The sequence below is a fragment of the Hyphomicrobiales bacterium genome (assembly GCA_016125495.1).
GTDB lineage: Bacteria > Pseudomonadota > Alphaproteobacteria > Rhizobiales > RI-29 > RI-29.
Genome location: WGLQ01000023.1, coordinates 88,613 through 113,971, shown reverse-complemented (window position 1 = coordinate 113,971; position 25,359 = coordinate 88,613). Strand labels below are relative to the sequence as shown.

The window sequence follows — 25,359 nt, the reverse complement described above, 5'->3', positions numbered from 1 at the left end:
GTCGATCGCGTTGGCCGGTTCCACCGCTTCGCTCCGCCGCGTGCGCGGCTGCGCTCGGCGCCGGAACCGGCTAAGGAAGACGCCTAGCAGTGTCAGGGATGCTGTCGGTCCAAATTGTCAGGGATGTGCCCGGTCGTTCAGGAAGGTTCCGCCGCGACGTCAGGCCTTGCTGGATCGTCAGGTCGTTCCGGATCGTCAATCCGTTGTCAGACCCCAGCGGCGGCCCCAGTGCCCGAACCGTTTGATGAGGTCGCCGACGTTCTGCACGCCCGCCGCCGGAGAGCCCCGACCGGCACTTCGGGCAATGTCCGGCTTGCGATCCGGCATCGGCGGGGCGACCGCCAGCTCCTTCACGTAGCTGGCGAGCGGCACGCCGCGCTCGACATGCCCGGCATCGCGTTCGAAGCTCAGGATCGCCTGACGCGTCATGAGCCCATAGATGCCGTCGATCGGGCCGCCGTAGTAGTTGCGCGCTTTGAGCCCCTGCTGGATGAGGCTGACCGCCTGGCGGTCGTAGGCGATTGCGGCTGCCGTCATCATTTCGATGTGCTGGGCGAGGACACCGATGTTGACGCCCGTGTTGGCGATGGTGCGCGCATCGGTGCTCTGAGAGATCTGGCTGGTGCGCACGGGATTGCGCGACTGGACGTAAGTTCCGACGTTGATGGCGACGGCCACCGGCCCGTCGTCGGTATCGACCAGCAATGGTGAGCCGGACGAGGCCCCGGCTGTGTCGCACTGGTGGAGCACCAGGTTCTCGGCGTTCGTGAACTCCTGCCGAATCTGCTTGGAGGACAGCTCCGGGAACTCGCGGCGCATCGCGCAGGGTCGCGAGTAGGCGAGCCGCCAATGCTCGTAATCGCGGTGATACGCGATCTGGAAGGCACGCCCCTCGTCACCGGCCGTCTCGAGTTGGCGCGGCGACATCCTGCGCCACTCGAGCGCGCGACCTTTGCAGATCGGCTCGGCGGTCTTGACGAGCGCCCAATCGTTCGCCGCATCGATCGGCGGGCGTACGCGCAAATTGACGGTTCCGGCGATGATGCTTTGCAGCCCCGACGACGAGGACGCGCCCTTGATTCGGGTCTGATGTTCCGGTTCGCCATCCGGCCCCCGCAGTTCGAACCAGAACTCGCTCAGCGGCTGGCGCGTGCCGTCGTTCGTGCGAAAGAGGCAGTGGGCGGCGCTCGCCACCACGTCCGGCGCCACGCAGAAAGCTGTGCAGAGCGTGCGCGCCGAGCTGTTGTAGAGAAGGCCGATTCCCCGGGCCAGCTTGCGGTAGCGCTCGGGTACCGGGGTGCGATCGTCCCGCCCGAAAATGGCCACGGGCACGGGGGCCGCGCTCATTCTGGAGGGATGTGCCGGATTCTTCAGCGGCGAGAAAGCGTTGGCCGTGCCGGTCATGGTGCCGACGAGAGCGCCCGCTGCAAGGAGCGCCACTGGCACATACATCCGGCTCACCCGCGCGATCGCGCTCAAGGCAGCCGAACCGGCAATGATCGAAGTGATCCCACGCTGCAACGTTCGAGCCCTCGCCCCATATCCCCGTTAGTACACCTTACCAAATTTTAATCGTCCGGAAAGAGCGCTGTAAGGCGCCTGTTCCTATACCCACCGTCACGCTCGTGGATGACCCTTATGAACGGAAAGGTCCAAGGCATGACGCCATCAAGTAATCTTTCGCAGACATTGAGCCCGACCATGAAATTGCGCCGGATCTTGGTCCGTGGAACTGCCGCCGCCGCGATCGTGGCCGGGATCGTCGGTGCCGGCACCATCGCAACTTTCGAGCCAATTCGCCCGGCTCTGGCGCAGGATTCGGGGCGAATCACGCCGTTTGTCGGCGCACCCGCGAGCTTTGCCGACCTCGTCGAGCAGGTGCAGGGTGCCGTCGTCAGCGTCGACGTCACGAGCGGCGGCAAGACGCCGAAGCAATCCGAACGCGGTGGCGGGCGCGGCGCGCCGAGCATTCCGGGCCTGCCCGAGGATCACCCCTTCAACGAGTTCTTCAAGCGATTCGGTGAGGGCAACCAGCCCGATGGCCCGTTCCCGCCGCGTCGCACGGCCTCGCAGGGTTCCGGCTTCATCATCTCGGCCGACGGCTACGTGGTCACGAACAACCACGTGATCGACGGCGCCGACAAGATCAAGGTGAGCATCGACGCGCGCCAGCAGTACGACGCGCGCCTGATCGGCGCCGATCCACGCACCGATCTCGCGCTTCTCAAGATCGACGCCGAGCGCACCTTCAACTTCGTCGAATTCTCCACCCAGGACGTGCGGGTGGGGGACTGGGTGATCGCCGTCGGCAATCCGTTCGGTCTCGGTGGTACGGTGACCGCCGGCATCGTTTCGGCCAAGAGCCGCGACATCGGTTCCGGCCCCTACGACTACATCCAGGTGGACGCGGCCGTGAACCGTGGCAACTCGGGCGGTCCGACCTTCGACATGACCGGTCGCGTGATCGGCGTGAACACGGCGATCTACAGCCCCTCGGGCGGCAATGTCGGCATCGCTTTCGCGGTTCCCGCCAGCCTGGCCGCCCAGGTCATCCAGGAACTCAAGGACAACGGCTCCATCCGTCGCGGTTGGCTCGGTGTTCACATCCAGTCGCTCAACGAGGATCTCGCCGCCAGCCTCGGCATGGACGAGCCCAAGGGCGCTCTTGTGTCCAAGATCACCCGCAATGGCCCAGCCTCCAAGTCGGACATCCGCATCGGTGATGCGATCGTCGCGGTCAACGGCGACCCGATCGCCGACTCGCGCGATCTCGCACGCAAGGTCGCCGAAATGCGTCCCGGCACCGTCGTCGACGTCACCGTCTATCGCGACGGCCGCGAGGAGAAGGTCGCCATCGAACTCGGCACGTTCCCGGGCAACCAGGAACTGGCGAGCCTCGAGGAGGACGATGGCTCGGCCGGCCCCACGGCCGGCGCGACCCGCGAGATCGAGGATCTGGGCCTTGCGCTCGCCCGACTGCCCGAGGGTAGCGATGGCGAACCCGGTGTCCTGGTCTCCAAGGTCAGCCCGGACTCGACGGCCGCTGAAAAGGGCCTGCAGGTTGGCGACATCATCCTCGAGGTGGCCGGCACGGCCGTTGCCGAACCCGCGGACGTGGTCGAAGGCGTCCAGGAAGCCGGCAAGCGCGGGCGTCGGGCGGTTCTGCTTCGGATCAAGTCCGGCAACCGCGAGCGCTTCGTCGCACTGCCGCTCGGCAAGTCGTGAGTATGCCGAACTGAACTGAAGCACCCAATGCGAGGGGCGGAGCGTCGTGGCACGATCCGCCCCTCGCCGCGTCTGCCCGATCCGAGTTGATGCGGGATTCGCTCCGGGCACTTGTCGCCTCGCGCCGGCCGGCCCACTTTCCCTGTGCCGGGCACCCCGGGCCCGACATTCGGCCCGCCGCCCCAACGCGTGGTCTGTTCGAAGGTTGAAAATGCGGATACTGGTCATCGAGGACGACCGGGAAGCGGCCCAGTACCTTCACAAGGCGCTGCGCGAGGCCGGCCATGTCGCCGAGGTCGCCAACGACGGGGAAACCGGCCTGCTGCTGGCCCAGGAGGCGGGCTTCGACGTCCTCATCGTCGACCGCATGCTGCCTCGTCTCGATGGACTGGCTATCGTGCGCCGGCTCCGCGAGCAGTCGATCCGCACGCCGGTTCTCATATTGAGCGCGCTCGGTGACGTGGACGACCGCGTCAAAGGGTTGCGTGCCGGCGGCGACGACTATCTCGCCAAGCCCTACGCCTTCAGCGAACTGCTCGCCCGGGTCGAGGCGCTGACCCGGCGCGCGCAGCCCGAGGAGGCGAGCACGACTCTGACCGTCGGCGATCTCGTCCTCGATCGCCTCGCCCACAAGGTGACGCGGGCCGGCGAGCCTATCGCGCTTCTGCCGCGCGAGTATCGGCTGCTCGAGTATCTGATGAAGCACGCCGGTCAGGTGGTGACGCGAACCATGCTGCTCGAGCACGTCTGGGACTATCATTTCGATCCTCAGACCAATGTCATCGACGTCCATATTTCGCGCCTGCGCTCCAAGATCGACCGGTCTTTCTCGCGTCCGTTGCTGCACACCGTGCGCGGCGTCGGCTATATGGTCGGCGACGGCGGCTAGGTGCCGTCGACCGGCGCGGTCGCGCTCCGGGCGGTTCTGCCGCGGGCGCCACGAGAACGATGAAACAAGCTGCACAAAGAGGGGCGTCTCGCCTCGCGGCCGGTGAGCCGCCAGACCCTGGCCGGTCGCCGGGCACCCTCGGTCCGGTCGCCATGGCCACCGTCGGTTCACGCGGCGGCTCCGGGCTGCTCGGCGCCACCTCGTTCCGCCTCGCGCTCGGTTATCTGCTGGCACTCCTGCTGGTCGCCTCGGTCGTCGTTGCGGCGCTCTTCTGGCAGCTCGGCGATCTCCTCACCGCGCAATTGCGTCAGACCGTCGCCAGCGAGGTGCGCGGCCTGCGCGAACAATACCGGGTCGGCGGCGTCACGCTGCTTGCCGACGTGATCTCCGGGCGCAGCGTCCCGCAGGGCGATGGGCGCTACCTGCTGCTCGACGCCACGGGCGCCGTCATTGCGGGCAATCTGACCGCGCCGCCCGATGGCCTCGAAATTGGCGGTGGCGGCGCGACATTCACCTATCGGCGTGAAGCCGACGCGGCCCGCCGCCTCGCCTTCGGCGTTGCCCTCGAGGTGCCCTCGGGTCTGGTCCTCGTCGTCGCCCGCGATATCGAGGAGCAGCGGCTCCTGATCGACCGCCTCCGTCTCCTGTTGCTGGCCGGCTTTGCGACCATCATGCTGGTCGGCATGGCCGCCGCCTATTTGATCGCCCGCCACATCCTCGGGCGCATCGATGCCATGGCTCTCACCGGCAGGCGCATCATGGCGGGCCGGCTGTCCGATCGCCTGCCATTGCAGGGCACCGGCGACGAACTCGACCGCTTGGCGGAAAGCCTCAATGTGATGCTCGAGCGCATCGAGCAGCTCTTGCAGGCCATGCAGGAGGTCTCGGACAACATCGCCCACGACCTGCGCACCCCCTTGACCCGCATCCGCAACGCCGTCGAGGAGGCACTCCGCGAGGATCGTGGCTCGGCCGCCTACCGCGCCGCCCTCGAAGACACCCTCGGTGAGGCGGACGAACTCATCCGCACCTTCAATGCGCTTCTCAGCATTGCCCGGATCGAGGCCGCAGCGAGCGACGATCGCCGCCAGCCGATCGACGTCGCCCAGGTGGCGCGGGAGGTCGCCGAACTCTACGAGCCGGCCTTCGAGGAGGCACGGATCGCACTCGGCGTCGATGCGGATACGGGCGTCGAGGTCGCGGCCGACCGCCAGCTCGTCAGCCAGGCGATCGCCAATCTCCTCGACAACGCCATCAAGTATGCCGCCCTTGCCGAAAACGATGCCCCCCATCATGAGCAGGCCCCGATCCAGGTCGACCTCTCGGTGCGGCGTCGCGGAGAGCACGCCGAAATCGTCGTGAGCGACAACGGCCCCGGTATTGCGGCCGCCGACCGCGAGCGGGCGCTGAAACGGTTCGTGCGCCTCGAGGCGAGTCGCACGCGTCCCGGCACCGGGCTCGGTCTCTCGCTGGTCGCGGCGGTTGCGCGAATGCATGGGGGATGCATAACACTCGAGGACAACCGGCCGGGACTGCGCGCGGTTCTTTCACTGCCGTCCGTGAGCGCGCCGGGTCCGTCGACGGCGCCAGAGGCTCGCCCGAAGCTTCTCGGCGAGGTCGGATGACGGGGCAACGGGGCGGAGCGAGAGGCGAGCATGGCGACCATCCACCCGCAGTGGCTCGAGGCGAGCGCCCCGCCCGCTTACGACAGCGCGACCGGCCGCGCCCATCTCGCCGATCTCGTCATGCGCATTGCCGCTGAGCATCAGGACGGTGCATTTGGCGAAGCGCTCGCCGCTTCGCCGGTTGGCGATCTGCTTGCGAGCGTGCTCTCTGCGTCGCCCTATCTCGCGGGCATCGCGCGCCGGTCCGGCGCCGAGATCGCCCGCCTCCTTTCGACCTCACCGGGGGAATATTTCGAGCTGAGGTCGGCGGAAGTCGTCAGCGCCCTGGCGGCGGCCAACACGATCAACGAGGCGATGCGCGCGCTGCGCCAATACAAGTCGGCCATGGCGTTTTCCATCGCGCTCGCCGACGCCGCTGGCATCGACTCCACCGACCTCACCGTGGCTCGGCTTTCAGACGTCGCCGAGCGCTCTCTCGGTGCCGCGCTCGCCTTCCTCTTTCGCCAGGCGCGCGAGCGTGGCGAGGTACTGGACAGCACCGGGCCGGCCGATACGCACGGCGGGTTTTTCATCCTCGGAATGGGCAAGCTCGGCGCCCGCGAGCTCAACTATTCGAGCGACATCGACCTCGTCATCTTCCACGAGCCGGGCCGCCTCTCGCTTCGCCCCGGGCTCGAGCCGCAGGTCTTCCTGGTCCGCCTCGTTCGCCTCCTCGTCAAGCTCATGCAGGACCAGACGGCGGACGGCTATGTATTCCGCACCGACCTCAGGCTTCGCCCGGACCCCGGCTCCACCCAGGTCGTCATGACCACCGACGCCGCCTTCAACTACTACGAGGGCCAGGGCCAGAACTGGGAGCGGGCGGCATTCATCAAGGCTCGCGTCGTTGCCGGCGACCGGCAGGCGGGCGAGGCATTCCTCTCCCAGCTCGCGCCCTTCATCTGGCGCAAGTACCTCGACTATGCGGCCATCGCCGACATCCACGCCATGAAGCGCCAGATCCACGCCAACAAGGGCTTCAGCGAGATTCGCGTTGCCGGCCACAACATCAAGCTCGGCCGAGGCGGCATCCGGGAGATCGAATTCTTCGCCCAGACGCAGCAGCTCATCGCCGGCGGCCGCCAGCCGGAACTGCGCCTGCGCCGCACCGTGGAGGCGTTGTCGGGCCTTGCCGCGCGCGGCTGGATCACGCCCGAGGCATGTCGCGAGCTGACGGAGACTTATTGGTTCCTGCGTCACGTCGAGAACCGCATCCAGATGGTTGCCGACGAGCAGACGCATGTGCTTCCGAGCGATGCCGATCGCCTCCGCCGGCTGGCCGCCTTCTCCGGCTTTGCGAGCGTGGAGGAATTCGCGAGCACGTTGCGCCGCCATCTCGAGACGGTGCAGAACCACTATGCCGCCCTCTTCGAGGACGTCCCGGAGTTGACCACCGGCAAGGGCAATCTCGTCTTCGTCGGCGACAGCGCCGACCCGGCGACCCTCGAGACCCTGACCGGCATGGGCTTCACCCAGCCGGAAGGCGTCTGGCAGACCGTTCGGAGCTGGCATTTCGGGCGTTATCCGGCGATGCGCAGCGCCCGCGCCCGCGAACGCCTGACCGAGCTCCAGCCGCGGCTCATCGAGACCTTGGGTCAGACCGCCGCGCCGGATGCAGCACTCGCCGCCTTCGATCGCTTCCTCTCCGAATTGCCCGCCGGCATCCAGCTTTTCGGCCTCCTGCGCTCGAATCCCTCCCTTCTGTCTCTCTTGGCGATGATCATGGGAACGGCCCCGCGCCTGCAGGCCCTCCTCAGCCGCCGCCGCCGCGTTCTCGAGGCCGTACTCGATCCCGGCTTCTTCGGCCAGCTGCCCTCGGACGACGAGGTCAAGCGCGTCGTCGAGGCCGGCTTTTCGGCGTCGAGCGACCTGCAGGATGCCCTCGACCGGGCGCGCGTCATCGCCAGCGAGCAGACCTTCCTGATCGGCGTGCGCCTGCTTTCCGGGGTCGTCAGCCCGATCGAGGCGGGCTTGGCCTATGCGCGACTTGCCTCGCGCCTGCTGCACCGGCTCCAGTCGGCGGTGCGAGCGGATTTCGAGCGCCAGCACGGCGTTCTGCCGGGTGGCGATGCCGCGCTGGTCGGAATGGGAAAACTGGGCGGCTACGAAATGACCGCGGCCTCCGACCTCGATCTCATCCTCATCTACGACTACGAGGGCGAGACTGCCGCCTCGGACGGACCGAGGCCATTGCCTGGCGGCCAGTATTTTGCGCGCTTCACGCAGCGCCTCGTCAGTGCCGTCACGTCACCGACCGCGGAAGGCAGGCTCTATGAAGTCGACATGCGCCTGCGTCCGTCCGGAAATTCCGGTCCGATCGCCACCCGTCTCGCGAGTTTTCAATCCTATCAGCGAGACGAAGCCTGGACCTGGGAGCACATGGCACTGACGCGTGCCCGTGTCCTGAGCGGCGGCGAGGTCTTGCGTTCCGCCGTCGAGGCTGCCATTCGCGCGGCCCTGCTTCGCCCCCGCGACCGCGTCAAACTGGTCGAGGACGTGCGCGCGATGCGCGAGCGCATCGCGGTCCACAAGGGTGGCACCAGCATCTGGGACATCAAGACCGTGCGCGGCGGCCAGGTCGATCTCGAATTCATCGTCCAGTTCGCCCTGCTCGAGGCCGCCGCCCGCCATCCGGACGTGCTCCACACGAATCTGCCCAAGGCGATCGCGCGGCTCGGCGAAGTCGGCGCGCTCGATGCCGGAGCCACCGCCATCTGCGCCGACGCGGCCCGGCTCTATGCTGCGGTCTCGGAGATCCTGGCTCTCTGCATCTCCGGTCCGTTCGTGCCGGCCGATGCGCCGAGTGATCTCAAGTCGCTGCTCGCCAAGACCAGCGAGAGCGACGATTTCGGCGCCCTCGCCGAGCGTCTGGAGGCCATGCAGTCGGCGGTCTGCGATCTCTTCGAGCGCGTCGTCGTCTGAGCGGGCGCCCCAGCTCCGTCGGCGCCTGTCCGGGGCCGGTCCGCTCCTTGCCGGCGGGCTGAATTTTTCCGCGACGGATTTCCCGAGCTGGCGCGTTTTCTCGGCATAGACGGCCCGACACCCCCCCAACCCGGTCCCCCGCCGGGACAGCGGGCCCGAACAAGGAGAAAACCAAAATGTCTTGGAAAAAGGTCGCTTTGGCAGCGCTGGCTGGAACCACGATCCTCGCAACCGGCTTTGCAGCCACCTACGCCGTCGCCGATCGCGACCGCGGTGGCTGGGGTCGCCATCATGGCGGCCAGGGCATGGGCTGGCACGGCCGCGGCAGCCACGACGGTGGCGGCATGGGCATGGGTATGGGCGAGTGGGACGACGAGGATGGTGACGCGCGCGGCTCGCGTGGTGGGCGCCGCGGAGAGGGCCGCCACGGCGGCCGACATGGCGGTCGCCACGGTGGCGGCTTCGCCCGGCTCGATGCCAATCGCGATGGCAAGATCACCTTCGACGAGGTGAACGAACGGCGCCTGCCCCACTTCCAGCGCTTCGACACCAACAGCGACGGCATCGTCGAACGGAGCGAGGTCGAGGCCTCGATGCGCGCCCGCATGGAGGAACGCATGAACAGGCGCATCGAGCGCATGTTCCGGCGCTTCGATGCGGATCGTGACGGCAAAGTGACGATGGATGAGTTCAACCGCCTCGCCCAGGAGCGCTTCAGCTGGAACGACCTCAACGACGATGGCGAAATCTCGGGCGACGAACTGCCGCCCCGGATGCGCCGCTTCATGGAGCGCCGTGGCGGTCAGCAGGACGGTGAAGTCGGTGAGCCCGAGACCGAGAAGCTGGACGACGGCGAGACCACGACCAACCAGTAAGTCGATCATCCTTCAGGGTTGATGGACGGCCGCGTGGCGGGGTGAACCCGCCACGCGGATCGGCGAACGGGGCAGAAGGGGCATGTCGATGTCGGCATTGCAGGCCAGACGCAACCTGCCGGAAGATGCTATCCGCACGACGGATGCCGCACGCGCCGAAGGGTGCGCGCAGAGCGCAATCGGGTTGGACGGAGCGGTGATGGCGCCGACGGGGGGCAACGATCGTGAGCTTGTCGCCGCCGTTGCCAGCGGCAGCGAGCGCGACTTCGAGGTCCTCGCCGCTCACCATGTGCGCCGGCTGCTGCGCATTGCGACGCGGATCGTCGGCGAGCCGGCCGAGGCCGAGGACATCGCCCAGGAGGCGTTGATCCGCCTTTGGCGCAGCGCCGGCTCGATCGAGATCGGGCCGTTGGGTCTGGCGCCCTGGCTCAACCGGGTCACCGCCAACCTCGCACTCGACGCGATCCGGCGGCGCCGGCCCGTCGACGATGCGGCGCTCGATCAGCTCACCGTCGAGCCGGGTCAAGGTGTCGCGATGGCGGGTACCGAGCGTCGCAGTGCCGTTGCGGCGGCGCTCGCTGAACTGCCCGAGCGTCAGCGCACCGCGCTGCAGCTCTTCCACTTCGAGGAGCTGAGCCTGCGCGAGACGGCGGCGACGATGGAGATTTCCGAGGAGGCTGTCGAATCCCTCCTCTCGAGGGCCCGCCGGTCCCTGAAGCAGCGCTTGTCGCATGCCTGGCGGGATCTGATTTGACGAGCGGGAGTGACGCCTTGCGGTCCCTTCGAGGGAACCGGTGAGAGCGATGGAGAGCACGACGATGTCACGGCGAGATGGAATTGACCGGCTGGTCAGGGTGCTCGACGTCTACGGGGCCGACGCGGGGCGTTGGCCGGCCGGCGAGGCGAAAGCGCTCGAAGCGCTCCTGTCGGATGATCCCGAGGCCCAGCGGCTGTTGGCCGAGGCCCGCGCGTTCGATGACCTTCTGGCGACCGGCGAAGCGACGGAGCCGGACGAGGCTGTCGCCAGCCGGGTCGTCGCCGGTGCGCTCGCGCGCATCCGGGCCGACGGCAACGAGGCCGCCATCGGCGGCACTGTCGTCGATCTCTCCATGCGCCGTCTCCAGCGCGACCGGCCCGTCGGCGCCGGCCAGGATGTTCGCCGACCCGGTCGCGAACGCCGGGAGTTCCCGAGCACGCGGCGAACGTGGCAGGCGGCGGCACTGCTGGCGGCCTCGCTGGTTGCTGGCTTCGCGGTCGGCGCGACCGGCCTCACCGAACGCGCCCTCGAGCCGATCGGCGTGGTGGTCGCGGGCAGCGTGGTCGACATGGAGGATGATTTCTTCGGCCTCTTCGGTGAGGTCGGCCAGAGCGAGGACCTGATATGAGCGACCAGAACAACGGCCCTGCTGGCACCCCTTCGCCCGCCTCCCCGCCGCGCCGACGCTGGCTCTGGGTGGTGGCGATCGTCTCGCTGGCGATCAACTTGTTGATCGTTGGCGCCGTCGCCGGTCATTTCGTACGTGGCCACGGCGGTCCCGGCGGCTGGTCCGCGATGCGCGAGCTTCGCGATATCCCGCGTGAGCGCCGCGACGCGCTGCGCGAGACCTTCCGCGCGGCCCGTCAGGAACTGCGCCCGATGCGTGACGAGATCCGCGAGGCCTGGCGCGGTGCGATCACCCGCCTCGAGGCTGCGAACGTAGACGAAGCGGCCATCCGTGCCGCCGTCGCGGACGCCACGGCCAAGGAACTCGCGGCCCGCGAGCGGATGCTGCCCGTCGTCGTGCGCGTCGCCGGGCAATTGCAGCCGCAGGAAAAGCGCCTCGTTGCCCGCATGCTCGCGGGATGGATGGGACGCGGCGAGCACCGCCGCCGCCATGGCGGCTGGGGCCGTGGCAGCTGGCGGGGTGACGGCGACTGAGCCGCTCCGGCTCGTCGCGCACTCCTGTCCCGGTGTCGCCTGCTCAATCGAGTATCTTGCCGACGATTTCGAAGACGTCGCTCGAAAGCTTGTCGTGGGCGCGGATGCGCTCCAGTTCGCGCTGCGCGAGGTTGGCGCGGTTTTCCTCGAGCGTTCGCCAGCTGCGGAATGTCCCGAGCATGCGCGAGGCCATCTGCGGATTGAAACTGTCGAGCCGCAGCACCTGATCGGCGAGGAAGGCGTATCCCTTGCCGTCCGGTCGATGGAAATTCACCGGATTGCCCATCGCGAAGGTACCGATCAGGGCGCGCACCTTGTTCGGCGCCTCGATGCTGAAGAGCGGATGGCGCAGCAGCTTCTCGACCTGCGCGAGCGTGCCCGGCAGGTTCGAGGCGGCTTGCAGCGCGAACCATTTGTCGATCGTCAGGTGATCGTCCTTCCAGCGCTTGTAGGCGTCCTCGAGCGCTTCCTTTCGCGCCGGCGTGCGCATGTGGGTCAGCGCCGCGAGCGCCGCCATCCGGTCGGTCATGTTGCGCGCCTTGGCATAGTGGCCGGCGGCCAGTTCGCTCGCCGCCGCGCCGTCGAGCCGGGTCAGGAGGCCGAAGGCGCCATTGGCGAGCGCGCGGCGCCCGGCGCTCTCTGCATCCGGGCTGTAGGGCCCTTTCACCGCATGACGCTTCATCAGTTTGGCGAGATCGCTCTCCATGCTGCGGGCGAGCGCCTTCGACATCTTCGAGCGCACGTCGTGGATCACCCCCGGATCGACATTGCGCGCGATGTGGTTGGCGATGTCCTCCTCGCTCGGCAGGCCGGCGAACATGGCGCGGTAGGCGGGCTCGAGATTTTCATCCATCAAGGTCTTGCGCACGGCCGCCGAGAGCGGCGCGATTCCGGCCGGGCGCGCGCCGCTGCCCGTGATGAGGCCGGTGAGGAGGCGCATCGCCAGCGTCTGCATTGATTGCCAGCGGTTGAAGAGATCCTGGTCGTGGCCGATCAGGAAGGCGAGATCGTCGTCGCTCGCATCGTGGGTCACGTTCACCGGGGCGGAAAATCCGCGCAGGATCGAAACCGTGGGGCGCAGTTCGAGTCCCTCGAATGTGAAGCTCTGGCGGCGCTGGGTGAACTCCAGGACGTCTCCGGCGATCACCGTGCCCGCCGCCGGCTTCAGCGCCAGGTCGGCGCCATCCGTTCCGACGAGGCCGAGACGAACCGGGATGTGCATGGGCTTCTTGCGCGCCTGGCCGGGCGTCGGTGCGATCGCCTGTTCCAGATCGAGCGTGAGGGTGGCCTTGGCCGCGTCGTGCCGTGTCTTGACGATGAGTTGAGGGGTCCCGGCCTGTTCGTACCAGAGCATGAACTGGCCGAGGTCGACTTCGCATGCGCTCTCGAAGCAGGCGATGAACTGCTCGACGGTCGCGGCCTCCCCGTCATGACGCTGGAAATAAAGGTCCATCGCCTTGCGAAAGCCCTCGCGCCCGACCATGGTCTCCAGCATACGGCAGACCTCGGCTCCCTTGTCGTAGACGGTCGCGGTATAAAAGTTGTTGATCTCGATGTATTTGCTCGGGCGGACGGGATGTGCGAGGGGGCCGGCGTCCTCCGGGAACTGGTGTGCCCTGAGGTGTTTGACGTCCGCCACGCGCTGAACCGTGCGCGAGCGCTCGTCGGCGGAGAACTCCTGGTCGCGGTAGACCGTAAGCCCCTCCTTGAGGCAGAGCTGGAACCAGTCGCGGCAGGTGATACGGTTGCCCGTCCAGTTGTGGAAGTATTCGTGCGCGATGACGCTCTCGATGCGCTCGTAGTTTATGTCCGTCGCGGTGTCGGGCGAGGCCAGGATGAGCTGGTCGTTGAAGATGTTGAGGCCTTTGTTCTCCATCGCGCCCATGTTGAAGTCCGAGACGGCGACGATCATGAAGATGTCGAGGTCGTATTCCCTCCCGAACCGCCGTTCGTCCCAGGCCATCGAACGCTTGAGTGAGTCCATCGCCCAGGCGCACCGGTCCTCCTTGCCGGGTTCGACGTAGATGCGCAGCTCCACCTCGCGGCCCGATGCCGTCGTGAAGGTGGAAGTCGTCGGGCGAAGGTCTCCGCCCACCATGGCGAAGAGATAGGAGGGCTTGGGATGCGGATCGTGCCAGACCGCATAGTGACGCCGCCCGCCGTCGGACTTGCCGCTCTCCACCAGATTGCCGTTGCCGAGCAGCACCGGCGCCAGCTCGATGTCCGCCGAGATCCGCGTCGTGTAGACCGAGAGCACGTCCGGCCGGTCGATGAAGTAGGTGATGCGCCGGAAGCCCTCGGCCTCGCACTGCGTGCAGAAGATGCCGCGTGAGCGATAGAGACCCGAGAGCGCCTTGTTCGTCTCGGGTGAGCACGTGGAGGTGATCGCCAGCTCGAAGCTTCCCTTGGGGGGACATTTTATGCTGAGCCCTTCGGGAGTGCTGCGCCATCCGCCCTCGCCGAGCGGCCGGCCGTTGATCGAGATCGCCTCGAGTGCCAACTCCTCGCCATCGAGATGGAGCCATTCGGCCGGCTCGGCCTTGCGGTTGCGCTTGACCTTGAGCCGTGAGCGCACCCGCGTCTCGGTCGGATGGAGGTCGATCTCCAGATCCACCGTCTCGATCAGGAAGGGCGATGGGGCGTAGTCCTTGAGGCGGATGGTTCGGGGCGTGTTGGTTTTCATGAAGGACAACCTCCGGGCCGGGCGTGCATGGGGTGCGCCATCCCATGAGCGCACGCCAAGCGTCAACCGTCATCGACCTCTGGCACGTGTCGTGATCGGCTGCGGGCTTGCCCACACCGTTGCGCCCGCTATCGTGCGGCAGGCATCATTCCAACGCGCGGAGCGGAGATGGAACACCAGAGCGAGCAGCCCGGCGCCGAGGCGCGGGCCTTCCTTGCGGCGCACCCAGAGGTGACGCACATCGACACCTTCATCATCGAATTGTGCGGGCGCGCGATCGGCAAGCGCATGCCACGCGCGGACCTCGTCGGCTTTTTCGAGAAGGGCTCGGCGCTTTGTGCCGCGACATACCTGCTCGACGTGCGCGGCAATACCGCCGACCCGCTCGGCCATGGCTTTTCCGATGGTGATCCCGATGCCGACGCCTGGCCTGTCGCCGGCACGCTCCGCCCGGTGCCGTGGGCGGGACCAGCGCGCGCCCAGTGCATGATGCGCCTCACCGAGCCCGGCACGCGTCGCCCCGTCTGGTTCGAGCCCCAGCACATTCTGGAGCGCGTCGTGGCCCGCTTCGACGAACTCGGTCTGCAGCCGGTGGTCGCTGTCGAATTGGAATTCTTCCTGATCGATCCGCGCCGTGACGAGGCCGGAGCCCCACTGCTTCCCGTTTCTCCTCGCACCGGCCAGCGCGTCTCGACCGGCTCGGTCTATGGCATCGACGTGCTGGACGAGTTCGCTGCCCCGCTCGCGGCCATCGAGGCTGCGGCGCGTGCCCAGGCCATTCCGGTGACCTCGATGATCAGCGAGTACGGCGCCGGTCAGTTCGAGATCAACCTTGCCCATGTCGCCGATCCGCTCGGCGCCTGCGACCACGCCGCGCTGTTGCGCCGTGCCGTGACGGAGGCGGCGCGCGCGACGGGGTTCGATGCGACCTTCATGTCGAAGCCCTTCCTCGACCAGTCCGGCAGCGGTCTGCAAATTCACCTCAGCGTCATCGATGCGGACGGGCGCAACATTTTCGATCCCTCGCGACCGGATGGGAACCGCCGCCTTGCCAGCGCCATTGCCGGCATGCAGGCGACGCTGGCCGAGGGCATGGCGATCTTCGCCCCGAACCTCAACGCCTTCCGGCGCTTCGCACCGAACCAGTTCACCCCCGTGACGCGCGACTGGGGCGAGAACAACCGTTCGATGGCGTTCCGTATCCCGACGTCCGACGGAGCGAACCGGCGGATCGAGCACCGCGCGGGCGGCGCCGACGCCAATCCCTATCTCGTCATGGCCGCTGTGCTCGCAGGCGTTCACCACGGCCTAGCGAACAACCTCGAGCCGACACCGCAGGCGACCGGCAATGCCGGGGCCGTCGCTGACCCGACACTGCCCTTGACGCTCTGGAGCGCGCTGGATGCCTTCGAGCGGTCGGTCGTCCTCGCCGAGTACCTCGGATCCCGCTACATCGAGGCCTACGCGACGGTGAAGCGGGCAGAATTCGCTTCGTTCATGGCCGATATCCATCCGCGCGAATGGCAGTGGTATCTCTGAGCTTGCCGCGTCGCCGGGCACGGCCCGATCCGGCGGATCGGGCAGGAAAGTCCAGCGGCGCGCGCCTCAATACCAGAGCCCGAGTCCCATCAGCCGGTAGCGTGGTCGCATCTGACCGGGACCGAAGCCGACCATCGTTATCATCGGCTCGTCGCGCACGACGATCGGCGGCGCGGACGGCATCCCGGCGAGCTGGCGCAACCGGTTGACCCGGTCGGCCGTCGCCGGATGCGAGCGCAGCAGCGACGGCTGTGGAATGCGCCGGCCGGTCGGCACCAGGTCCTCCCAGAAGTGACCCTGATAGCGCTCCAGCCGCTCGAGCGCACTCGCCAACCCGACCGGATCGCCCGTGAGAAGCGCCGCCTCGAGGTCGGCGTCGTACTCGCGCGCCCGTGACAGAGCGAGCTGCAGCAGGCTGGCGATGGTCGGAGCGAAATAGAGCAGGAGGATCGCGAGCCAAGGCACCCGCTCGTCACTGAACAGGATCGTCGGCAGGTGCCAGACGAGGAGCGCGACGGCCGCGAACGACATCATCTGCGTGATCCGGCTCATGATGTCGGCGAGCCCCATGAGCAGCAGATCGTTGTTTCTGATGTGGCTCATCTCGTGCGCGAGCACGCCGACGATCTCGCGCATCGAGAGCTTGCGCAGCAGTCCCTCGGTGAGCGCGATGGCGGGAGCGTTGCGCGGCCCCGTGGCGAATGCATTGAGCGTCGCGCTCGGCACCGCATAGAGGCGGGGCACTGCCGTCAGCTCCGCGCGCTGGGCGAGTTCCGTCAGGATCGCGCGCAGTTGCTCGCCCGTCGGCCCCGAGATCGGGCGGGCGCCATAGAGCTGCATGATCACTTGCGACGGCAGGCGCGGTGCCAGCATCAGCACGACCGGAACGGCGAGGAGCGCGACGACGACACCCTGCCAGCCGAACAGGAGAAATGCAGAGAGGCCGACCAGCAGGCTCATGGCGGCGATGATGACGATCGTGTGTATGAAGTTGCGCTTGCGGTGGGCGCGCTGGCGCTCAGGGTCCAGGTGCATGTCCATCGGCCGCGTTCCTGCTCATCCCCGTTGCATCCGCGTTCCGCCGGCCGAGTGCCCGAACGGTCGCATCCCATTGAAATAGGAGATGGCGCGCGCGCTGGCAACGCGATTGGCGGCTTGTGGTCCGGTTCTGGCATTTGCATTCCGTCGCGGCGCGATCGAGAGCAAAATGCCGGAGTTGGTGGAGGCACCCATAAGTCCATGATTGGATTTCAAAATCGGTGCCAGACGGCAGGAAGTGATCCGGGTCGCGCGTCGGCACCGAGGCTCGGTTGTGCCGCACGCGACTACATGCGCTCGCTCACCTCCTCGTCCGCCGGGAGCGCCGGCGTCTTGGCGATCTCGCGCATCGCCACCGGTACGACTTCCGTTATGCGAGAAACGAGAAAATATCTGATCTCCATCTCCGGGCGTATGAAGTTCTCCGCGCGCATGTGCTGGAAAAGCTCGATGAGCGGATTCCAGAATCCCCCGATGTTGGCCAGGACAACCGGCTTGCTGTGGCGTCCGAGCTGACCCCACGTCAGTTGCTCGACGAGTTCCTCCAGCGTGCCGATGCCACCGGGCAGGGCCACGAAGGCGTCCGAACGCTCGAACATCAGCTTCTTGCGCTCGTGCATGTCCTCGGTGACGATCAACTCCTGGACATCCTTGAGCATCTTCTCGTGCTCGGTGAGGAATCCTGGAATGATGCCAGTGACGTGCCCGCCGTGCTCGAGCACGCTGCGCGCCACCTCGCCCATCAGGCCGAGGCTTCCGCCACCGTAGACGAGCCCGATGCCGTTTTCGGCGAGGGCGCGTCCGAGCTGGATGGCGGCCTTGCGATAGGTCGGCGCTCTTCCGAGCCCCGAGCCGCAGTAAACACAAATCTTGATCATAGAGGAGCGTTCCGCACCTTTGTGGTTATCCTCGGGCGGAGTGCCGGGCCGCCGTCGCCAGCAGCGGGCCTCGGCACCTCGCCCTAAGTCTCGGAATTAGCCGGGGGTGTGCTTGTCTGTGCGCTATGCCTCGGCTCGGTGAGCTGTTATCAGGCTGGCTTCGTGTTCGCACCTTGACCATCGGAAGGGACAATGAGCGGGTCGCGGTTTCTCACAGTTCTGGCCTCGATGCTATTGGCGCTGCTGGGCGGCGCCTACGCGATGCATTCCTGGCAGTCGGCCCCGACCTCGCAGGGCGAGCGGCCGGCGACTTCCCTTGCCGGGCTCGACTCGGGTCTTGCCGGTGGCGCTTCGGCAGACGGGGCGCGCACCGCGACCGACGTCACCGGTTTGCCGCCCGTATTGTCGTTCCGCACACCGGTCGCGTCCGCCCCGGCTGGTGAGATGGTCGATGGGGCTGGGCACGGTGCCCCCTCGACGCCACCCCGTCCGCTGGAGACGATCGAGCGGCTTGCTCGCAGCGAACCGGTCGCCCCCCTTTCGGAGGCTCCAACGAGGTGGCCTTCGCCGGGCCCGATTGCAAGTCCGGTCCCCGAGGGGGCGGATGCCGCGTCGCAGTCGGTTCGCGCGCCCGGTTCGCTCGAAACGGCGACCAATGCCGAAGGAACGGCGGCCGATGCGACCGAAGGTGCGTTGCCATCGGTCACCGGCCCCACGGTCGGTTCGGACGGGACGGTGGTGGCGGCCCCCTTGCCGCAAGAGCCGACGTCGACGGGCGCCGTGGACGCCGGATTGCCTCAGCCGACGCCCAGATCCTTCGAACGCGCAGAGGAAATCGCCCGCGAGGCGAACCGACGCTTCACCGAGGTCCTCCAGCAGTTCGAAACGGGCGCCAGCCCGAAAACCGGATCCGAAGGCGCTGTCGCCGCTCCAGGCGCGGACGAGGTGCCGGCCGGCGGGACGACCGGGGTCGAGGTCGCGGACGGTGCGCCTTCGCAGGCCGGTGCCGCCGAAGGTACGCTCGCCACGGTCCCCGGCGCGCGACTCGCCGAAGCGGAAGGGCTGGTCGGCGGGAGCGCCACCGGCGTTGGCACGGCTGGCCCTGCTGGGGCCGATGACGCCGCCCCGCAGCGGATAGAATTTCCGGGCGGCGAGGACACGCGTCAGGATCCGACCGGCATTCTGAGCCGGGCCGCCGACCTCGCTTCCGAGACCGGCCGGCGCGTCGCCGACTTGTGGCGCCGCTTCGATCAGGAAGGAGACGACACGTCCAAATCCGCGGGCACTCTTGCGACCGGATCAGAGGCGGTCCCGTCCGACGCGGGAACGGCCATGCCGTCCACGACGGAGACCGCGGTGCTCGACCTCGGTCGATCCGCGCCGGATCGGACCGAAACGGCCGGCTCTGGGACGGCATCGACGGTCGAGTCGGCGACCGCTGGCCGCGAGCGGACCCCGGACGACGCCGGCGCGACCGTCGATACAACCGGGACCACCCCGCGCCTCGGTGAGGACGCCGCCAGGGATGCCGCCGAATTCGCCAACGAGACGCTCCGCGAGATCGAGCGCCAGGTCGAGCGTGAGCGACTGGCAGCCATCGAGGCGGCGCAGCAGGGCACCTCGACGCGTGCGCCCGAGGGCGATGGAGCGCTGCCCCGGTCCAACGCTGCGCGCGACGCAGCGCACCCGTCGGCCAACGCGCTTTCCATCGCTGACGCGCGGATCGAGGCGGGAGCGGACGGCCGCGCCAACGTCTCGGCGAGCGGCCGGGCGGTGCCCGGGGCACGCCTCGACGTGTTCGTCAACGGCGCGCAAGTCGCAAGCACTGTCGCCTCGGATGCCGGCAATTGGCGTCTCGAACGCGCCCTCGACCGACCCCTCGGGCTCGGTGGTCATGCCATAGAGGTGAGGCACACCGACGCTGGGCTGGCCATCGCCGAGCAGCGCTCGCGGTCGGTGGCCTTCGCCCCGACCCTGCCCGAGCGCCTGCCGGCTGGCGGCCGCGATGCGCTGGCGCAACGTCGCTTGGCCGCGCTGCAAACCAATGAAGGGAGCGCCGCAACGGCTCCTGGCAGCGCCTCGACATCAGGTGCCATTGCCGGCGACGACAGTGCCGCAGCCGTCACTCCCATGCCGGTGCGCCGCCTGCCGCGCCACGCGCACGCAAGCCCGGAACCTGCAACCGGTGCCAGCAACCTCGCCACGCGCCGCGCCCCGGTCGCAAAGCGTCAGGTTCGACATCGTGCCGCGGCGCATCGCGCCCGTCGTAAGTCGAGCCGGCAAGCTGTCCATTCAACACGCCGCACTGAGGTCGTGCGGCTTGCGACGAGAGCGGCGCGCCGCCACCGGGTCGAAGTACGCCGCCAGCGTTCGAGCATGCTCCAGCATCGCCGGCACCGCTCCAAGCGCGTTGGGGGGTGTCCTGGCCGCGAACTGCGCCGCTTCGTGCGCATCCAGGTGCGCCGCCTCGACCGCCTGCAACTGAGCCACATCGGCTGGCGCGCGCGCTATCACTAGACTGGCGGTCGGTGTCTCACGCCACGCCTGCGATGGGCGCCGCCGGCTTCGAGTGTGCCGGCAGGCAATCGACCAGTGAATGACCGGGCCGCGACAGCAGGGAGTGCCTCATGACGTCGTTGCCAGTGGGCCTGCCGGACCTCGATGCCATCCTCTTCGACAAGGACGGAACGCTCGTCGACTACCATCTCACCTGGGGACCGGTGAACGCCCGTGCCGCCCGTCTTGCGGCCGAGGGCAACGAGGCTCTCGCCATGCGGCTTCTCGAGGCCGGCGGTGTCGATCCCGAAAGCGGCCGGGCGCGGCCCGACAGCCTGCTCGCCGCCGGCAACACCGCCGAGATTGCCGCTGCCTTCGTTGCGGCGGGCAGCCCCGTGCGCGAGTCGGCGCTGGTCACGGCGATCGATGCGCTCTTTTCGGCTTCGGTGGCGCAGTCGGTTCCCGTCGAGCAGCTCTCGGCGACGCTCGAACACCTTTCGCGGGCCGGCCTCGTACTCGGCATCGCCTCCAACGACAACGCGCGCGGCGTGCGCGACACCGCCACCCTCCTTGGTATCTCGCACCACATCGCGTTCGGCTGCGGCTATGACAGCGGCTTCGGCGTCAAGCCCGGCCCGGGCATGGTGCATGCCTTCTGCAAGGAGATCGGCGTATCGCCCCGGCGGATCGCGGTGGTCGGCGACAACCGGCACGACCTCTTGATGGGGCGGGCCGCCGGGGTCGCTCTCACCGTTGGCGTGCTGACCGGAACAGGCACGCGCGAGACGCTCGCCCGGGACGCCGACGCGATCATCGATGGCATCGTCGACTTGCCCGCCCTTCTCGGGTTCTGAGCCAGCGGGGCGAACGATCCGGCGCGCTCGGAAGACGCCGCAGGCCTCAGGCCGGCCGGGCCTTCTGCTTGTCCATGCTCTGGCGCACGAAGATGTGCCGCAGCAGCCGCCCCTCGATCCCGCGAAAGATGAGCACGATGAGGAACGTCAGCGCCATGTAGAGCACGGCGGCCGTCAGGAAGCCTTCGTAGGCGACGTAATACTTGGCATTGACCGTGCGCCCGACGCCGAGGATGTCCTGGATCGTGATCACGCTCGCCACCACCGAGCCGTGCAGCATGAAAATGATCTCGTTGCCGTATTGCGGCAGGGCGCGGCGGAACGCGGAGGGTAATTCGACGAGCCATGTGATCTGGCGCCTCGAAAGGCCAAGCGCCTTGGCGGCCTCGCCCTCGCCCTTGGGCGCGGCCGCGAGCGCACCGCGCAAGAGCTCGCTCGTGTAGGCGCCGGTGTTGAGCGTGAAGGCGAGCAGCGCGCACCAGTAGGCTTCGCGAAGGAACGGCCAAAGGAAGCTCTCGCGCACGAAAACGAATTGGCTGAGGCCGTAGTAGATGAGATAGGCCTGCACCAGCAGCGGCGAGCCGCGGAAAATATAGACGTAGGCCGACACGAAGCGGAAGACGACTGGCGTGCGGCGCGCCAGTACGAGCGCGCACGGCACGGCGATGCAGATTCCGAGCGCGAGGGAAAAGAATGTCAGCTCGGCCGTGGTGCAGACGCCATGCGCGAATATGCTCCAGTGCTTGAACGCGAGCGCGATGCCGCCGTCGGGCCAGTCGGCAAAGAACGGATCAGGGGCCGAACGCGGCGGCCGTCCGCAAACCAGGCTCATTGCACGGTCCCCCTCATCTGCTCGCCACCAGTGCGCCCGTCGTTGTCGGATCGGCATTAGCGGTGCGCGCGATGGCACTGGTCTCCGGGCTGTAGCGCCGCTCGAGATAGCGCAGCAGTGCCGACGACGCCGCCGTGATCGCGAGGAAAACCGCAATCACCGCGAGGAAGAAAAGGAAAGGTTCGCGTGTCGATTTGGCCGCTTTGTCCGCGATCCCGACGACATCCTCGAGCCCGATGACCGAGACGATCGCCGTGGACTTGACCAGCACCAGCCAGACGTTGCCGTAGCCCGGCAATGCGTGGCGCAGCAGCTGCGGCAGCGTAACGAGGATCAGTGTCTGGTACCGGTGCAACCCGAGGCTTTGCGCGGCTTCGCTCTGGCCCTTGGGAACGGACATGTAGGCGCCGCGGAACGTCTCGGTGAGGTAGGCTCCGAAAATGAACCCGATGGTGACGGTTCCGGCAAGGAACGGGCTGATGCTCAGTCCGTCGTAGCCGGCGGCCAGCGCGGCCTGATTCAGCATGCGCTGGCCCCCGTAGTAGATGAGCAGCATGAGCACGAGGTCGGGGATACCACGCACCAGCGTGGTGTAGGCCCAGGCGATGGCATTGGCGATCATCGAGCGGCTGAGCTTGCCCCAGGCACCGATGGCTCCGAGGAATGTGGCGAGTGCGAGTGACGCCAGGGCCAGCAGGAACGTGATCAGCGCGCCCTTGAGGAGGAACGGCGTATAGGCGATCAGCTTTTCCATCCTGGCGTGTCACCTCCCGCCCGCGGTTGAGCAGCGCGCGGCACGAGGCCACGACGACTCGGGTGCTGGGCCCGCGGCGGTGCCGCGAGCCCCTGGGCGTTCAGCCGCCGTAGATGTCGTAGGCGAAGTATTTCTTCTGCAGCTGGTCGTATTGGCCGGAGGCGCGGATCGCCTCGATGGCGGCATTCAGCGCGTCCCGCAGCGCCGTGTCCTCCTTGCGAACGCCGATGCCAGCGCCTTCGCCGTGGTACTTGGCAATGGAGTAGCTGCCGCCGAAGAAGGCGAAGCCCTTGCCATTGTCGGTCTGCAGGAAGCCGGTGTCCATGGCGACGCTATCGGCCATGGCGGCGTCGATGCGGCCCGCCTGCAGGTCGAGATAGACCTCGTCCTGTGTACCGTAGAGCTTCAGCTCGACGTTCGGGAACTCGCCCTCCATGAAGTCCTGGTGAATGGTGCCGCGCTGCACGCCGACGACCTTGCCCTTGAGGCCATCGGCGGTGTCCGTGAGGCCTGCGTCGGCCTTGCCGATGAAGCGGGCCGGCGTGTTGTAGTATTTCTTCGTGAAGTCGATGCGCTGACGGCGCTCCTCGGTGATCGACATCGAGGCGATGATTGCGTCGCACTTCTTCTCGACGAGCGCGGCGATGATGCCATCCCAGTCCGTCTTCAATAGCTCGCAGCTCTTGCCCATCTGGCTGCAGAGTGCGTTCGTGATGTCGATGTCGAAGCCCACCATGCTGCCGTCGGCGGTGGTTTCCGAGAAGGGCGGATAGGCACCCTCGACACAGATCTTGAGGTCTGCTGCCAGCGCCGCGGCGCTCATGGAAAGGCCGGCGACCGCAGCCAGCGCCGCCTTGGCGAACGTCAACTTCATTCTGATCTCCCTTTAAACGACAAGCCGGATCGGCCCGTGTTCTTGCTCTTGATGGTGCCCCATTTCCAACTGCGCTTCCAACCTTGTCCATTCCCTGAGCGCCGTCAACTGCGGCCACAGGGCACGAGTGCCTCGCCACCGCGATATCAGACTTCGAGCGCGCCCGGCCGGCTCGTGGCGCTCTTGCCGGAAGCGAGCAGCTTGAGGAGGTCGTCGCCCCGCCGCGTGTGGCGGTGCATGCGTCGGGTGAGGATGAAGCCGTCCTGCGGCGCGCGCACCACGTGCTCGCCCTTCTCCGTGCCCGGCGCCGTGATTATCGTGGCGAGCGCGTCGCCAGCAAGGACCCGGTCGCCGGGTTCCACGTGATAGAGGATGGCCCCGCCGACCGGGGCCGGCATCATCTCGACGTTCGCGAGTGGCACCACGGGACCATCGAATTCCAGCGCCCGCGCCGCGCCCTTCGATCGGTCGGGCACGACGACGCCGCGTGCCTCGAGGAACGCCATGAGACCCGCGGCGTCGCTCTGCGCGAGTTCCGGCGAAACATCGCCCTGGCCCCGGTACTCCACCGTCGAGCTGAGGACGGGGTGCCGGCCGCTGACCTCGAGCCCGGCCGCCTGGGCATAGAGGTGCGGATGCAGCGCCGCCTCCTCGAAGGCGGCATCGCTGTCGTCGGACCAGAGCAACACCGCCCGCGCGCCGATCGCCACCGCGAGATCGCGCGCGCCCGGCCAGAGCGAGGCGTGCAGATAGACGTAAGGGAGCCCTTCGGAGTCGCAGTGCAGATCGAGCACGATGTCGGCCGCGAGCGCTTCCGCGAGCAACCGCGCCTTCAGCCGCTCGACCGCCGGCCTCGATCCATCCTCGGCGCGCTCCATGGCGAGTGCGCTCGCACGCGATCCGGCCGCATCGATCAGTAGGTGCCCGCGATTGAAATTGCGCATGGAGCCGGCTTCGAAGCGCCCCTCGTTGCGGGTGTGCAGCCACTGCGCCGTGCCGATCGGGTTCGCCGCGGGCACCATCACGACGTCGCCGACGAGCCGTCCCTCGGCCTCGGCCCGGCGCAAGAGTGGGGCGAGCGCATGGAGCGCGACAGTGCCCGGCAATTCGTCGGCATGGAGTGCCCCTTGAAGGTAGACACGCGGCACGGCGTCGGGTTCGCGCCCCGAAAAGCGCAGCACCCTGAGGCTCCAGGTCACGCCGGGCGTATCGCCCGCGATCGAGATCAAGTCCTCGCGCATGTCGCCTCCTTGACGCCCTTCGCCTCACGCCCGCGCATCGAAGGCATTTGCCTGCCCAGTTGTCAATTTGCCTCGGCATGGTGGACACTCGGCCGCCGGATCAGGGGAGGCACCCATCGTCGATCACGGCGGACAGCTCGGGCGAGGCACCAGGATGAAGGACCGGATCGCGATCGCCGTTTTCCTCGGGCTGCTGGCGGCAGCTGCCTGGAAGCGGCCGTGGGAGGTCCTCTCGACGACCGCCATCATCGTCGCCGGCTCCGTGCTCGCAATCGTCGTGATCATCCTCGCCCTCGCGGTCGTGCCGGCGATCCGCTCCATCCCCGCCGTCACCGCGCGCATGCGCTACCGGCGCCGCTTTGCCGCCAGCCTCGCCAAGGCAAAGGCCATCACCTCGCAGCACGCCCGGCGTTTGGCGCGCGACCCGGCGAGCGAATACATCGGCGACCTGCACAACAATCCCTGGCACGCGGTGCGGGCGGCCTTCATCGACCAGGTCATTTGCCCGCAACTCGAACCGGCCGCTCGTGCGCAAGTCGCCGACTGGACCTCGCCCCTCCACCGCCTCGTCTCGGACATCGTCGACGAAGGCGTCTCCGCGGCGCGGCGGTGAGACGGCGGGAAACAGTGCGGTCAAGTGCGACGGTCGGTCGCCACGCAGTTCCAGACCGATTGCA

General features: G+C 67.7%; 20 protein-coding genes. 12 read left to right on the top strand and 8 right to left on the bottom strand.

The features are described 5' to 3' along the window. Window positions 1-195 precede the first annotated feature (195 nt). Window positions 196-1,521, bottom strand: coding sequence for a hypothetical protein (locus GC150_15350; protein MBI1386281.1), 1,326 nt, complete (start codon window positions 1,519-1,521; stop codon window positions 196-198). 180 nt (window positions 1,522-1,701) lie between these two features. On the opposite strand from GC150_15350, the gene GC150_15345 reads away from it, so the two are divergent. From GC150_15345 to GC150_15310, 8 genes are all read left to right on the top strand, one after another. Beyond that, entirely contained in the window at window positions 1,702-3,225 is a 1,524-nt protein-coding gene (locus tag GC150_15345) for a Do family serine endopeptidase (protein MBI1386280.1), read from the top strand. 211 nt (window positions 3,226-3,436) lie between these two features. After that, window positions 3,437-4,114, top strand: a complete 678-nt coding sequence (locus GC150_15340) for a response regulator (GenBank protein MBI1386279.1) — start codon at window positions 3,437-3,439, stop codon at window positions 4,112-4,114. 59 nt (window positions 4,115-4,173) lie between these two features. Beyond that, window positions 4,174-5,739, top strand: coding sequence for a HAMP domain-containing protein (locus GC150_15335; protein MBI1386278.1), 1,566 nt, complete (start codon window positions 4,174-4,176; stop codon window positions 5,737-5,739). Window positions 5,740-5,769: 30 nt separating this feature from the next. Further along, on the top strand, window positions 5,770-8,700 hold the full coding sequence (locus GC150_15330; GenBank protein MBI1386277.1) for a bifunctional [glutamine synthetase] adenylyltransferase/[glutamine synthetase]-adenylyl-L-tyrosine phosphorylase: 2,931 nt from the start codon (window positions 5,770-5,772) through the stop codon (window positions 8,698-8,700). Between the two features lie 176 nt (window positions 8,701-8,876). Then, entirely contained in the window at window positions 8,877-9,575 is a 699-nt protein-coding gene (locus GC150_15325) for a hypothetical protein (GenBank protein MBI1386276.1), read from the top strand. 82 nt (window positions 9,576-9,657) lie between these two features. Then, the gene (locus tag GC150_15320) at window positions 9,658-10,329 is read left to right on the top strand and encodes a sigma-70 family RNA polymerase sigma factor (protein ID MBI1386275.1); all 672 of its coding nucleotides are present in this window, start codon (window positions 9,658-9,660) and stop codon (window positions 10,327-10,329) included. A 64-nt stretch (window positions 10,330-10,393) separates the two neighbouring features. Then, complete coding sequence (locus GC150_15315) at window positions 10,394-10,960, top strand: hypothetical protein (GenBank protein ID MBI1386274.1); 567 nt, start codon at window positions 10,394-10,396, stop codon at window positions 10,958-10,960. After that, window positions 10,957-11,493: a periplasmic heavy metal sensor gene (locus tag GC150_15310; protein MBI1386273.1), complete on the top strand. Its 537-nt coding sequence runs from the start codon at window positions 10,957-10,959 to the stop codon at window positions 11,491-11,493. The genes GC150_15315 and GC150_15310 overlap by 4 nt, the downstream gene beginning before the upstream one ends. 43 nt (window positions 11,494-11,536) lie before the next feature. Here GC150_15310 and pepN read toward each other — a convergent pair whose 3' ends face one another. Beyond that, window positions 11,537-14,176 (bottom strand): aminopeptidase N, encoded by a 2,640-nt coding sequence (gene pepN / locus GC150_15305; protein ID MBI1386272.1) that lies wholly within the window; start codon window positions 14,174-14,176, stop codon window positions 11,537-11,539. 168 nt (window positions 14,177-14,344) lie between these two features. Here pepN and GC150_15300 point away from each other — a divergent pair, with 168 nt between their 5' ends. After that, window positions 14,345-15,715 carry a glutamine synthetase gene (locus GC150_15300; GenBank protein ID MBI1386271.1) on the top strand — a complete coding sequence of 457 codons (1,371 nt, stop codon included), beginning with the start codon at window positions 14,345-14,347 and terminating at the stop codon, window positions 15,713-15,715. A 66-nt stretch (window positions 15,716-15,781) separates the two neighbouring features. Here GC150_15300 and GC150_15295 read toward each other — a convergent pair whose 3' ends face one another. Further along, window positions 15,782-16,756, bottom strand: a complete 975-nt coding sequence (locus GC150_15295; protein ID MBI1386270.1) for a M48 family metalloprotease — start codon at window positions 16,754-16,756, stop codon at window positions 15,782-15,784. A 284-nt stretch (window positions 16,757-17,040) separates the two neighbouring features. Beyond that, window positions 17,041-17,631, bottom strand: a complete 591-nt coding sequence (locus tag GC150_15290) for a TIGR00730 family Rossman fold protein (protein ID MBI1386269.1) — start codon at window positions 17,629-17,631, stop codon at window positions 17,041-17,043. 192 nt (window positions 17,632-17,823) lie between these two features. Here GC150_15290 and GC150_15285 point away from each other — a divergent pair, with 192 nt between their 5' ends. After that, entirely contained in the window at window positions 17,824-20,148 is a 2,325-nt protein-coding gene (locus GC150_15285) for a hypothetical protein (protein MBI1386268.1), read from the top strand. A gap of 110 nt (window positions 20,149-20,258) precedes the next feature. Next, entirely contained in the window at window positions 20,259-20,981 is a 723-nt protein-coding gene (locus tag GC150_15280; GenBank protein ID MBI1386267.1) for an HAD-IA family hydrolase, read from the top strand. Between the two features lie 46 nt (window positions 20,982-21,027). Here GC150_15280 and GC150_15275 read toward each other — a convergent pair whose 3' ends face one another. From GC150_15275 to GC150_15260, 4 genes are all read right to left on the bottom strand, one after another. Further along, on the bottom strand, window positions 21,028-21,813 hold the full coding sequence (locus GC150_15275) for an ABC transporter permease subunit (GenBank protein ID MBI1386266.1): 786 nt from the start codon (window positions 21,811-21,813) through the stop codon (window positions 21,028-21,030). Between the two features lie 13 nt (window positions 21,814-21,826). Then, on the bottom strand, window positions 21,827-22,567 hold the full coding sequence (locus GC150_15270) for an ABC transporter permease subunit (protein MBI1386265.1): 741 nt from the start codon (window positions 22,565-22,567) through the stop codon (window positions 21,827-21,829). 100 nt (window positions 22,568-22,667) lie between these two features. Continuing rightward, window positions 22,668-23,441, bottom strand: a complete 774-nt coding sequence (locus GC150_15265) for a transporter substrate-binding domain-containing protein (protein ID MBI1386264.1) — start codon at window positions 23,439-23,441, stop codon at window positions 22,668-22,670. Between the two features lie 146 nt (window positions 23,442-23,587). After that, window positions 23,588-24,682: a peptidase M14 gene (locus tag GC150_15260; GenBank protein ID MBI1386263.1), complete on the bottom strand. Its 1,095-nt coding sequence runs from the start codon at window positions 24,680-24,682 to the stop codon at window positions 23,588-23,590. A gap of 154 nt (window positions 24,683-24,836) precedes the next feature. On the opposite strand from GC150_15260, the gene GC150_15255 reads away from it, so the two are divergent. After that, window positions 24,837-25,295, top strand: coding sequence for a hypothetical protein (locus GC150_15255; GenBank protein ID MBI1386262.1), 459 nt, complete (start codon window positions 24,837-24,839; stop codon window positions 25,293-25,295). The last annotated feature ends 64 nt before the right edge of the window (window positions 25,296-25,359 follow it).

Bases quoted from the DNA above. Each gene is read 5' to 3' on its own strand.
- GC150_15300 (MBI1386271.1), top strand. From the start codon at position 14,345: ATGGAACACCAGAGCGAGCAGCCCGGCGCCGAGGCGCGGGCCTTCCTT.
- GC150_15280 (MBI1386267.1), top strand. From the start codon at position 20,259: ATGACGTCGTTGCCAGTGGGCCTGCCGGACCTCGATGCCATCCTCTTC.
- GC150_15290 (MBI1386269.1), bottom strand. From the start codon at position 17,631: ATGATCAAGATTTGTGTTTACTGCGGCTCGGGGCTCGGAAGAGCGCCG.
- GC150_15260 (MBI1386263.1), bottom strand. From the start codon at position 24,682: ATGCGCGAGGACTTGATCTCGATCGCGGGCGATACGCCCGGCGTGACC.
- GC150_15330 (MBI1386277.1), top strand. From the start codon at position 5,770: ATGGCGACCATCCACCCGCAGTGGCTCGAGGCGAGCGCCCCGCCCGCT.
- GC150_15295 (MBI1386270.1), bottom strand. From the start codon at position 16,756: ATGGACATGCACCTGGACCCTGAGCGCCAGCGCGCCCACCGCAAGCGC.
- GC150_15275 (MBI1386266.1), bottom strand. From the start codon at position 21,813: ATGAGCCTGGTTTGCGGACGGCCGCCGCGTTCGGCCCCTGATCCGTTC.
- GC150_15340 (MBI1386279.1), top strand. From the start codon at position 3,437: ATGCGGATACTGGTCATCGAGGACGACCGGGAAGCGGCCCAGTACCTT.
- GC150_15345 (MBI1386280.1), top strand. From the start codon at position 1,702: ATGAAATTGCGCCGGATCTTGGTCCGTGGAACTGCCGCCGCCGCGATC.
- GC150_15255 (MBI1386262.1), top strand. From the start codon at position 24,837: ATGAAGGACCGGATCGCGATCGCCGTTTTCCTCGGGCTGCTGGCGGCA.
- GC150_15265 (MBI1386264.1), bottom strand. From the start codon at position 23,441: ATGAAGTTGACGTTCGCCAAGGCGGCGCTGGCTGCGGTCGCCGGCCTT.
- GC150_15310 (MBI1386273.1), top strand. From the start codon at position 10,957: ATGAGCGACCAGAACAACGGCCCTGCTGGCACCCCTTCGCCCGCCTCC.
- GC150_15335 (MBI1386278.1), top strand. From the start codon at position 4,174: ATGAAACAAGCTGCACAAAGAGGGGCGTCTCGCCTCGCGGCCGGTGAG.
- GC150_15285 (MBI1386268.1), top strand. From the start codon at position 17,824: ATGAGCGGGTCGCGGTTTCTCACAGTTCTGGCCTCGATGCTATTGGCG.
- GC150_15270 (MBI1386265.1), bottom strand. From the start codon at position 22,567: ATGGAAAAGCTGATCGCCTATACGCCGTTCCTCCTCAAGGGCGCGCTG.
- GC150_15315 (MBI1386274.1), top strand. From the start codon at position 10,394: ATGTCACGGCGAGATGGAATTGACCGGCTGGTCAGGGTGCTCGACGTC.
- GC150_15320 (MBI1386275.1), top strand. From the start codon at position 9,658: ATGTCGATGTCGGCATTGCAGGCCAGACGCAACCTGCCGGAAGATGCT.
- pepN (MBI1386272.1), bottom strand. From the start codon at position 14,176: ATGAAAACCAACACGCCCCGAACCATCCGCCTCAAGGACTACGCCCCA.
- GC150_15325 (MBI1386276.1), top strand. From the start codon at position 8,877: ATGTCTTGGAAAAAGGTCGCTTTGGCAGCGCTGGCTGGAACCACGATC.